This is a genomic window from Curtobacterium sp. B18 (genome assembly GCF_000333375.1).
Taxonomy (GTDB): Bacteria; Actinomycetota; Actinomycetes; order Actinomycetales; family Microbacteriaceae; genus Curtobacterium.
Window position 1 is genome coordinate 1 of sequence record NZ_BACZ01000012.1, and the last position, 10212, is coordinate 10212.

The window sequence follows — 10212 nt, forward strand, 5'->3', positions numbered from 1 at the left end:
GAGCGGATGCGCACGATGCCCGTGCTCGCCGACCGCCGGATCGAGGTGCTGCACGGCCGCATGTCGGCGGACGAGAAGGACCGCGTGATGACGTCGTTCGCGGCCGGAGCCGTCGACGTGCTCGTCGCGACGACCGTGATCGAGGTCGGGGTCGACGTCCCGAACGCCTCGATGATGGCCGTGCTCGACGCCGACCGCTTCGGCGTCTCGCAGCTCCACCAGCTCCGCGGGCGCATCGGCCGCGGCCAGCACGCCGGCGTGTGCCTGCTCGTGACGACGGCGGAGTCCGAGACCACCTCGCGGGAGCGCGTCGACGCCGTGTCCGCGTCCGACGACGGCTTCGAGCTCGCACGCGTCGACCTCGAGCTCCGGCGCGAGGGGGACGTGCTCGGCGAACGGCAGTCCGGCGGTCGGTCGTCGCTCAACCTGCTGCGCGTCGTGGAGCACGCGGACCTCATCATGGACGCGCGCGAGGAGGCCGAGCACGTCCTCGGACCCGATCCGCAGCTCGACGGCCACCCGGCGCTCCGCGACGCCCTGGCGCGACGGCTGGACGAGTCCGACGCCGCGTTCCTCGGCAAGAACTGAACGCCGGGTATCGTCGCTGCCATGGCGCAGATCGCGGTGGTCCCCGGTTCGTTCGATCCCGTGACCCTCGGGCACCTCGACGTGATCGGACGTGCTGCAGGGCTCTTCGACGAGGTGCACGTGCTCGTCGTGCACAACCCCGACAAGCGACCGGCGATGTTCGACGCCGTCGACCGCGTCCGCCTCATCGAGGAATCGCTCGTCGAGACGGGCGTGTCCGACAACGTGCGCGTGGGGGAGTGGACCTCGGGGTTGCTCGTCGACTACTGCCGGCAGGTCGGAGCGAAGGTGCTCGTCAAGGGCGTCCGCTCCGGCGAGGACGTCGCCTACGAGACACCGATGGCGATCATGAACCGGCACCTCGCCGACGTCGAGACGGTGTTCCTGCTGCCGGAGGCCGCGCGTGCGCACGTGTCGAGCTCGCTCATCCGCCAGGTGGCGTCCCTCGGTGGTGACGTCGCACCGTACGTCCCGGCGGTCGTCGCGGCGGCCCTGCACGCGCACACCGGGCGCTGACCCGCTCGGGACACGCCCGTCCCCGCCTCGACTCGCGGGCCGGAGGGCTGTAGGCTCGTCGATCGTGTCTTCCCACGTGAACAGCCCCTACGCCCTGCGCGTGCGCGACCTCGCGCACCGGCCGGGCGAGATGCGCGAGCACTCGCTCGACATCGAGGTGCCCGATGCGATGGGAGCCGGTGTCATCGCCGTCCGCGAGGGCGCCGAGATGCGCATCGACCTCCGGCTCGAGGGCCTGCACGAGGGCGTCCTGGTCTCCGGGCACGCCAGCGCCGAGGCCGAGGGCGAGTGCTCACGGTGCCTCATCGACATCAGCGAACCCGTCGAGGTCGATTTCGCCGAGCTGTTCGCGTATGATGCCTCGGAGGATTTCGACTTCTTCGTTCACGATGACCACGTGGATTGTGAACAGGTCGTTCGAGATGCGGTGGTGCTGGCGCTGCCGTTCCAGCCGGTCTGTCGACCGGACTGCCCAGGACTCGACCCGGTGACGGGCGAGCGACTGGCCGACATCGGCGAGCAGCGCGCTCACGAGGTCCTGGACCCGCGGTGGGCCGCCCTCGGTGGCCTCACCCTCGACGACGCGACGAGCGGCGGCGAGACCCCGGACACAGCCAGCACGACCACGCCCCAGACCACCGAGGGTCAGGAGCGGTCCGACGCCGACCAGGCCGACTGACCGCCGCCCCTCGCCACTGACCACCGACCAACCGAAAGAGAACCACCATGGCCGTTCCCAAGCGCAAGCAGTCCCGTGCCAACACGCACGCCCGTCGTTCGCAGTGGAAGGCCGCGCCGGTCCAGCTCGTGAAGACGATCGAGAACGGCAAGGTCACCTACAGCCTCCCGCACCGTGCCAAGGTCGTCGAGGACTCCGCCGGCACGCCCCTGTACATGGAGTACAAGGGCCGCAAGGTCGCCGACGTCTGATCGGACCACACGCATGACCGCGACGTCCGGCACCACGGGGTCCCGCCCCGTGGGGCCGGACGTCGTTCGTCTGCGGGGGATCCTCGGGGCCGACATCGACCTCGAGCTCCTGCAGCTCGCCCTCACGCACCGCTCGTACGCGTACGAGCACGGCGGCATCGGGCACAACGAGCGCCTCGAGTTCCTCGGGGACTCGATCCTCGGCCAGGCCGTGACCGTGAAGCTCTACCGGTCCTTCCCCGACCTCGACGAAGGTGACCTCGCCAAGCGGCGTGCGAGCCTGGTGTCGACGGTCGCCCTGGCCGAGATCGCCCGCATGATCGGGCTCGGCGCGTACCTGCGCCTCGGCAAGGGCGAGGAACAGACCGGCGGCCGCGACAAGTCGTCGATCCTCGCCGACACCGTCGAGGCCGTGATCGGCGCGACCTACCTCTCCGCCGGCCCCGACCCCGCGACCGAGCTCGTGCTCCGGCTGGTCGAGCCGCTCCTCGTCGACCCGGACCGCTTCGGCGCCGCGATGGACCCGAAGACCAGCCTGCAGGAACTCGCGTCGAGCCTGTCGCTCGGCAACCCGTCGTACCGCGTGACCGAGGCCGGTCCCGACCACGACAAGACCTTCCACGCGACGGTCGTGCTGCAGGGCGAGGACGTCTCCACCGGCACCGGGTCGAGCAAGAAGACCGCCGAGATGGCAGCAGCGCTCCAGGCGTGGACGCAGCTCTCCGGCCGGGCGGCCTGACCGCGTGCCCGAACTCCCCGAGGTCGAGGTCGTCCGCGCCGGCCTCGAACCCGCCGTCAGCGGCGCGCGGGTCCTGCACGTGGACGTCGTCGACGACCGTGCGCTCACCCGGCACGACGGCCCCGCCGAGGACTTCGCCGAGCGGCTGACCGGTCGCACCATCGCGGCCGCGGTCCGCCGTGGCAAGTTCCTCTGGATGCCCCTTCGGCCCGAGCACGAGGGCGACCGGCCGGAGGCGCTCGTGGCGCACCTCGGCATGAGCGGCCAGATCCTGCTCGGCCGTGGGCGTGCGGCGGCGAAGCACCGCCGCATCCTCCTCGACGTCCAGCCGGCGGCGACCGGCCGCGACGGCACGCCGGAGCCGCCCGTCGAGCTCGAGTTCGTCGACCAGCGCACCTTCGGCTCGATGGCGATCGACGAGATGGTCCCGACGATCGACGACGCCCCCGCCGGATCAGCGGGGCACGTCGACGAAACCGATCCGGACGCCGTGTGGCGCCGGAGCATCCCGAAGCAGGTCTCGCACATCGCCCGCGACCCGCTCGACCCCGCGTTCGACGACGACCGCTTCATCGCCGCGGCCCGGAAGCGATCGAGCGGCATCAAGCGGATCCTGCTCGACCAGGGGGTCGTGAGCGGCATCGGCAACATCTACGCGGACGAGTCCCTCTGGGCCGCGAAGCTGCACTACGACCGACCGGCGGAGCGATTGACGCGCGGCGACCTCCGTGGTCTGCTGGCCGAGGTCCGGCACGTGCTCGGCCGGGCGCTCGAGGACGGCGGCACGAGCTTCGACGCGCAGTACGTCAACGTGAACGGGCAGTCCGGGTACTTCTCGCAGCGACTCAACGTCTACGGACAGCAGGGGAAGCCGTGTCCCCGGTGCGGCACGACGATCGTGCGCGAGGCCTTCATGAACCGGTCGAGCCACATCTGCCCCGTGTGCCAACCGCGTCCACGCCCGCGCACGCGTTAGCCTGACGCCCAACCAGAGCATCCGGAGACCGCATGTACTTGAAGAGCCTGACGATCAAGGGGTTCAAGTCCTTCGCGCAGCCGACGACGTTCGCGTTCGAGCCCGGCGTGACGTGCATCGTCGGGCCGAACGGCTCGGGCAAGTCCAACGTGGTGGACGCCCTCGCCTGGGTGATGGGGGAGCAGGGCGCGAAGACGCTCCGCGGCGGCAAGATGGAGGACGTCATCTTCGCCGGCACCTCGACGCGGGGGCCGCTCGGGCGCGCGCAGGTGCTCCTGACCATCGACAACGCCGACGGGTTGCTCCCCATCGAGTACTCCGAGGTGACGATCTCGCGCACGCTCTTCCGCAACGGGGGCAGCGAGTACGCGATCAACGGCGAGAACTGCCGCCTGCTCGACGTCCAGGAGCTCCTGAGCGACACCGGCCTCGGCCGTGAGATGCACGTCATCGTCGGCCAGGGCCAGCTCGACAAGGTCCTGCACGCCACCCCCGAGGACCGCCGCGGCTTCATCGAGGAGGCCGCCGGCATCCTGAAGCACCGTCGCCGCAAGGAGAAGACCCTCCGCAAGCTCGACGCGATGCAGACGAACCTGACGCGGCTGTCCGACCTCGCGGGGGAGATCCGCCGCCAGCTGAAGCCGCTCGGTCGCCAGGCCGAGGTCGCCCGCAAGGCCCAGTCCGTCGCCGCGGTCGCCCGTGACGCCAAGGCCCGCATCCTCGCCGACGACGTCGTCCGCCTCCGCCGCGAGCTCCACGAGCACCAGGAGGTCGAGGCCGGCCGCAAGTCCGAGCGCATCGTGCTGCAGGAGCGGCTCGATCAGACCCGTGCCCGTCAGCAGCACGTCGAGCAGAGCATGGTCGGCGACGACGTGGACCGTGCCCGCACCGTCGTGCACCGGCTGGAGAGCGTGCAGGAACGGCTCCGCGGGCTGTCGAGCCTGGCGAACCAGCGGCTGATGTTCCTCGCGCAGCAGGCGGACGCTCCACAGCAGGGGCCGACGATCACCCCGGAGCAGGTGCAGGGCGTGCGGGACGAGGCCGACCGGCTCGAGGCCCAGGCCGCCGACATGGCGGGCGGCACGGCCCTGGCGGCGCAGCGCGTGCAGGCGGCCCGCGCGGCCCTCGACGCCCTCGACGAGCGGATCGCCGCCCAGGCTGCGCTCGTCTCGCAGCACGACCTCGAGGCCCAGCGCCTCGCCTCGGCGGTGGACGTCGCGACCTCGAAGCGCCAGTCCGCGGTGGCCGACCGGGAACGTCGTGAGCGCGCCCTGGCCGAGGCCGTGGACCGCGCGGACCGTGCCGCGGCCGCCCTCGCCGAACTCGGGACCGACCCGTCCGAGGGCGTCGACGAGGACGCGATGACCACGGCGCTCGACGCCGCACGCGAGCAGCAGGAGGCCGCCCAGGCCGCGCGCGACGAACTCCGCGACCGCCTGCACGCCCTCGAACGCGAACGGGACGCCCTCGACGCCCGTGTCGCCGCCCTCGGCATGTCGATCGACGTCCGCGACGGATCGCAGGCGCTGATCGACGCCGGTCGCGACGGCATCGTCGGTCGCCTCGCCGACCGGCTGACCGTGACCCCCGGTTTCGAGGGGGCGATCGCGATCGCCCTCGACGGGCTCGCCGACGCCGTGCTCGCCGACGACCGGACCGTCGCCCTCGACGCCGTGGCACACGCCCGCGCCGAGGACATCGGCCGCATCGACGTGGTGGTCGCCGACGCCGGTGCCCTGCCGTCGGACCTGCCGACGCGACTGCCCGCTGGTGTCCGAAGGGCGCTCGACCTCGTCGACGGGCCGCCGGCGATCGCCGCGATCCTGCGGGACACGCTCGTCGCGGACACCGACGCGGTCGACCTGGAGGCAGTGCTCGCCGCCGCCCCGCAGGCCACGGTGGTCACGCGCTCCGGAGACCTCGTGCGCGCGGTCCGCGTGACCGGCGGCGGGGAGCGCGTGACCTCGCGCATCGAGCTCGTCGCCGAGCGCGACGACGCCGTCACCCGGCGCGACGCGATCGCGCGGGACGTCGAGGACCAGGCCACGCGCCTCCGGGCCGCCCGCACCGCCGTCGAGGAGACCCGTCGTGTCGCCGACGAGGCGGACGCCGCCTCGCGCGCGCACGCCCGGGCGAAGGCGGACTACGACCGGACGAGCGCGTCCACCCGCGCGAAGGTGGAGAACGCCGCGGCCGAGGTCGAGCGACTCCGCGCGGCCCTCGCCGAGACGGACGGCGCGACCTCGTCGGCCGAGGCGGTCCTGGCCGAGACGGAACGCGCACGTCAGGAGTTCGCCGACCGCCCCCGACCCGTCGTCGACGCGTCGGAGCGACCCGCGCTGCAGGACGCGCTCGAGGCCGCTCGCGCCGCCGAGATCGAGCAGCGCATCCAGGTCGAGACCGTCCGTGAGCGGGTGCGCGCGGAGCGGAGCCGCGCCGACCAGCTGGCGCGGCAGCTCGAGGCGGAGCGTGCCGCGGCTGCCGAGGCGGCCCGGCTCGCCGTCATCCGTCGCGGGCAGATCGCGGTCGCCGAGCACGTGCTGGCCGACCTGCCCGGACTGCTCGGCGCGGTGGACCGATCGCTCGCCGAGGCCCGCGTCCAGCTCGCCACCGAGGAGTCCGAGCGGTCGAAGCGGAACACCGAGCTGCAGACGCTCCGGAACGAGGAGCGCGAACTCCGCGACCGCCTGCAGTCGATCACCGACGGCGTGCACTCGCTCGAGATGGAGATCTACGAGAAGAAGTTGCACGTGTCCGGCGTGCTCGACCGGGCGCAGAGCGAGCTGGGGCTGGTCGAGGCCGTGCTGGTCGCCGAGTACGGCCCGCACGTGCCGGTGCCGGTGGACGTCCTGATCGACCCCCGCGTCCTCGCGCGGAAGCACCGCGACGCCGAGCGTGCGGCCGCTGCCGCGGCCCTGGACGCCACCGCGCCGGACGCGACCGTGTCCGACGGGGCCGAGCCGCGCCTCCCGTCCGACGACTCGCCGACCGGCGCCGACCCCGTCTCCGACGTCGACCCGACCACCGACGACGACGCCGACGGGGACCTGCCCGAACTGGTGGACGCCGAGTCGACGCTGCCCGGTGGCCCCGCACTGCCCGAGTTCGACGCCACCGACGACGTCGACCCCGCGGACGTCGAGACCGTGCCGTACGTGCGCGCGGAGCAGGAGCGGCGGCTGAAGGCGGCCGAACGCGACCTCGGCCAGCTCGGCAAGGTGAACCCGCTCGCGCTCGAGGAGTTCCAGGCGCTCGAGCAGCGGCACGCCTTCCTGGCCGAGCAGCTCGAGGACCTGCAGAAGACCCGCACCGACCTGATGACGATCATCGACGAGCTCGACCGGAAGATGCAGACGATCTTCGAGTCCGCGTTCGACGACACGAAGGAGGCGTTCGACGTCATCTTCCCGATCCTCTTCCCCGGGGGCTCTGGGTCGATCACGCTGACGAACCCCGACGACCTGCTGCACACGGGCATCGAGGTGCAGGTGAAGCCCGCCGGCAAGAAGATCGACCGGCTGACGCTGCTGTCCGGTGGCGAGCGGTCGCTGGCGGCGGTGGCGCTCCTCGTGGCGATCTTCACCGCCCGGCCGTCGCCGTTCTACATCATGGACGAGGTCGAGGCGGCGCTCGACGACGCCAACCTCGGGCGGCTCCTGAGCGTCTTCGAGCGGCTCCGGGCGTCGTCGCAGCTCGTCGTGATCACGCACCAGAAGCGCACGATGGAGATCGCGGACGCGCTCTACGGCGTCTCGATGCGGCAGGACGGCGTGTCCGCCGTGGTCGGGCAGCGGGTGCAGCAGCGGTCGGCCGAGCCGGAGCCGGAGCCGGAGGTCGCTGTCGCGTAGCGCGCCGCGTCTCGCGCTGAGCGACAGTTCACGCGCTCCGGAGCGCGTGAACTGTCGCTCAGGCCGAAACCGGGCGTGCGCGGCGGACGCGCGGGACCACCGACGGAGGGGAGGCGCGGTGCCAGCTGGCACCGCGCCTCCCGTCCTTCAGGTGGTGACGACTACTTCGCGTCGGCCTCGACGGCCTCCTTCGGCTCGCCCGTCGGGGTGAGCCCGCGCTCCTGGCGGCGCTTCGACACCACGAGCGAGGCCACCGTGGCGACCGCGATGGTCAGCATGATGAAGCCCAGCGAGAACCAGATCGGGATCTCGGGGGCCCACTCGATGTGCTCGCCGCCGTTGATGAACGGCAGCTCGTTGACGTGCATGGCGTGGAAGACGAGCTTGACGCCGATGAAGCCGAGGATGACCGCGAGGCCCTGGCCGAGGTAGATGAGACGCTCGAGCAGTCCCGCGATGAGGAAGTACAGCTGTCGGAGACCCAGCAGCGAGAACGCGTTCGCGGTGAACACGATGAAGGCGTCCTGCGTCAGCCCGAAGATCGCGGGGATCGAGTCGAGCGCGAACAGCACGTCGGTGAGGCCGATGGCGACCATCACGAGCAGCATCGGGGTGAAGAGGCGCTTGCCGTCGACGCGGGCCGTCAGCTTGTCGCCGTGGTAGTCCTCGGTGGTCGGGATGACCTTGCGGAGCGTCCGGATGAGACGGGAGTCGCCCTCGCTGCCGTGGTCGTTGCCGCTCCGCGCCTGGGACCAGGCGAGCCAGAACAGCAGTGCACCGAACAGGTAGAACACCCACGAGAAGTTCTCGATGATCGTCACGCCGAGCGCGATGAACACACCGCGGGCGACGAGGGCGATCGCGACGCCCACCAGGAGCACCTTCTGCTGGTACTCCTTCGGCACGGCGAAGCTCGACATGATGATGAGGAAGACGAACAGGTTGTCGACCGACAGCGCCTTCTCGGTCAGCCAGCCGGCGAAGTACTCACCACCGGCCTGCCCGCCGCCGAAGACGAGGATGCCGACACCGAACAGGATCGCGAGCCCGACGTAGAACGCCGACCAGAACGCGGATTCCTTGATGTGCGGCACGTGCGGGGTCCGCACGTGCGAGAAGAAGTCGAACACCAGCAGGCCGAGGATGCCGGCGATGGTGAGGAGCCAGACGATGAGTGGGACGTCCACGGGTTTCCTTCAGGTCGGGGGCGCATCCGGTTGGTGGGTACGCCGAGGCCTGAAGGTCTCTTCCGCCGCGGTCCGCACGATGTGTCGACCACGACCGGCGCCCCGGGTCCGGATCGTTCCGGACCGTACTGACGGGGACACCGAGGAGGAATACTCCCCTTCGTGTTCCCGAGCGTACCGAACACAGCGCACGTGCGCCGCGCTCTAAGCTGGGAACATGGCGAGTTCCTGGTCACTGTCCTCCCGGCTGCGCGGGCTGTTCCAGCGCAAGACGATCGACGAGACCACGTGGGAGGACCTCGAGACGGCACTCATCGGCGCGGACTTCGGTCCGGACATCGCCGATGAGATCATCGAGGACCTGCACGCGCGCGTCGACCGGTACGGCACGACCGACCCCGCGGACCTGCAGCGCATGCTCCGCGAGGTGCTCGAGGAACGGCTGTCGAAGCTCGACACGACGCTGAAGCTCAGCAACCGGCCCGCCGTCGTGCTGGTCGTCGGGGTGAACGGCGTCGGCAAGACCACGACGATCGGCAAGTTCGCCAAGTTCCTGAAGACCTACGACCGCACCGTGCTCGTCGGTGCGGCCGACACCTTCCGAGCCGCCGCGGTGGAGCAGGTCGCGACCTGGGCGGCACGCGCCGGCGTCGACGTCGTCCGGCCGTCCCAGCCCGGGCAGGACCCGGCGTCCGTCGCCTACCAGACCGTCGAGAAGGCGATCCGCGACAGCACCGAGATCGTCGTCATCGACACCGCCGGCCGGCTGCACACCAAGGCCGGCCTCATGGACGAGCTGACGAAGATCAAGCGCGTCGTCGAGAAGCAGACCGAGATCGCCGAGGTGCTGCTCGTGCTCGACGCGACGACCGGCCAGAACGGACTGGCCCAGGCGCAGGCCTTCATCGAGGGCGCCGGGGTCACCGGCCTCGTCATCACGAAGCTCGACGGGTCCGCGAAGGCCGGGTTCGTGCTCAGCGTGCAGGAGAAGACGGGCATCCCGATCAAGCTCATCGGTCAGGGCGAGGGCATCAACGACCTCACCGGGTTCACCCCGCACGTGTTCGTGCAGAACCTCGTCGGCTGACGGGCACCGTCTCGTCGGGTGCGCGACACCCGTCAGCGAACGCGAACGCTGCCGGGCGAGTAGCGTCCCTGTCGGCCCGGGCATCCGCTCGGTCTCGTTCCAGGGATTGGAGACCCTCATGCCCGCACTGCTGATCATCGCGATCATCGTCGGCCTCGTCCTGCTCTTCAGCGGCATCTTCGTCGGTGCGCTGAAGTTCCTGCTCTGGGTGGGCATCGTGCTCATCCTGCTGGCGGTCATCGGCTGGCTCCTCCGAAGCATCCGCGGTCGCGCGTAGCGACGGCGGCGCCCTGATCCGGGGCACCTGACGAGACGGGAGGCGTNTGTTGATGTGGTTTTGT

The 10212-nt window shown here is 71.1% G+C and carries 10 protein-coding genes; 9 read left to right on the forward strand and 1 reads right to left on the reverse strand.

Features of this window, described 5'->3' with window-relative positions; genetic code table 11:
* The 7 genes from I5E_RS00215 to I5E_RS00245 all read left to right on the forward strand — a co-directional run.
* On the forward strand, positions 1-588 hold a 588-nt coding region (locus I5E_RS00215), incomplete at its 5' end, for a helicase-related protein (protein ID WP_022905227.1).
* Positions 589-609: 21 nt separating this feature from the next.
* Positions 610-1104 carry a pantetheine-phosphate adenylyltransferase gene (coaD, locus tag I5E_RS00220; protein WP_022905228.1) on the forward strand — a complete coding sequence of 165 codons (495 nt, stop codon included), beginning with the start codon at positions 610-612 and terminating at the stop codon, positions 1102-1104.
* A gap of 76 nt (positions 1105-1180) precedes the next feature.
* Positions 1181-1783: a YceD family protein gene (locus I5E_RS00225; protein ID WP_042723422.1), complete on the forward strand. Its 603-nt coding sequence runs from the start codon at positions 1181-1183 to the stop codon at positions 1781-1783.
* Positions 1784-1830: 47 nt separating this feature from the next.
* A complete protein-coding gene (gene rpmF / locus I5E_RS00230; protein WP_022905230.1) occupies positions 1831-2034 on the forward strand; it encodes a 50S ribosomal protein L32 in 204 nt (67 codons plus the stop codon).
* Between the two features lie 13 nt (positions 2035-2047).
* Complete coding sequence (gene rnc, locus I5E_RS00235) at positions 2048-2773, forward strand: ribonuclease III (RefSeq protein WP_042723423.1); 726 nt, start codon at positions 2048-2050, stop codon at positions 2771-2773.
* Positions 2774-2777: 4 nt separating this feature from the next.
* Complete coding sequence (gene mutM / locus I5E_RS00240; RefSeq protein ID WP_022905232.1) at positions 2778-3749, forward strand: bifunctional DNA-formamidopyrimidine glycosylase/DNA-(apurinic or apyrimidinic site) lyase; 972 nt, start codon at positions 2778-2780, stop codon at positions 3747-3749.
* Positions 3750-3781: 32 nt separating this feature from the next.
* A complete protein-coding gene (locus I5E_RS00245; protein ID WP_022905233.1) occupies positions 3782-7597 on the forward strand; it encodes an AAA family ATPase in 3816 nt (1271 codons plus the stop codon).
* Between the two features lie 161 nt (positions 7598-7758).
* Here I5E_RS00245 and I5E_RS00250 read toward each other — a convergent pair whose 3' ends face one another.
* Positions 7759-8784 carry a TerC family protein gene (locus I5E_RS00250; protein ID WP_022905234.1) on the reverse strand — a complete coding sequence of 342 codons (1026 nt, stop codon included), beginning with the start codon at positions 8782-8784 and terminating at the stop codon, positions 7759-7761.
* A 217-nt stretch (positions 8785-9001) separates the two neighbouring features.
* Here I5E_RS00250 and ftsY point away from each other — a divergent pair, with 217 nt between their 5' ends.
* Together ftsY and I5E_RS24065 are read left to right on the forward strand one after the other, a co-directional pair.
* Positions 9002-9871, forward strand: coding sequence for a signal recognition particle-docking protein FtsY (ftsY, locus tag I5E_RS00255; RefSeq protein ID WP_022905235.1), 870 nt, complete (start codon positions 9002-9004; stop codon positions 9869-9871).
* 118 nt (positions 9872-9989) lie between these two features.
* Positions 9990-10148: a DUF4175 domain-containing protein gene (locus tag I5E_RS24065; RefSeq protein WP_137767577.1), complete on the forward strand. Its 159-nt coding sequence runs from the start codon at positions 9990-9992 to the stop codon at positions 10146-10148.
* Positions 10149-10212: the final 64 nt, after the last annotated feature.